The sequence below is a fragment of the Desulfamplus magnetovallimortis genome, from assembly GCF_900170035.1.
Taxonomy (GTDB): Bacteria; Desulfobacterota; Desulfobacteria; order Desulfobacterales; family Desulfobacteraceae; genus Desulfamplus; species Desulfamplus magnetovallimortis.
On the sequence record NZ_LT828643.1, the window covers coordinates 1 to 539 of the forward strand.

1 pseudogene is annotated in these 539 nt (G+C 36.7%); it reads left to right on the forward strand.

The features are described 5' to 3' along the window. A pseudogene (locus tag MTBBW1_RS28940) lies at positions 1–539 on the forward strand (ISKra4-like element ISDpr10 family transposase); the annotation flags it as partial.

Consider the following 539-nt stretch of genomic DNA (forward strand, 5'->3'; position numbering starts at 1 on the left):
GAATTATTATTGGAAAATGGTACCGTACTGACAAAACAGCCAGGTCTTTACGGACGAGATTATTTTTCAATTTTTGGAAAATTAAAAGTTCCCAGGAGTTGTTATCGAGGTGAAGATGAAGCCGGCGTCATGCCTTTAGATGCTATGGCTAACCTTCCAGATAGATGTTATTCTTATTTGTTACAAGAATGGATGAATATTTTTAATATTCGTGACAGTTTTAAAGAATCCCAAATTTCTCTTAACAAATTGTTGGGTTTAGAAATAAGCCAAAGTCGCTTTGAAGTTATAAGCCGTGAATCTGCAATAAATTATGATGACTTTTATGCTCAAAAATCAGAACAAGATTATGAAACTGAAGGTGAGTTGCAGATTTTGAGTTTTGATGGAAAAGGGGTTCCCGTTATTAAGAAGGAAGCTGCCAAAATCAAGGCACGCCTGAATAAAGGAGAAAAGAAGCAGAAGAAAAAAGAAGCTATGGTTGGCGTCAGCTACACGGTGGATCGTAACGTACGAACTTCCGAAGAAATTGCCAGTAA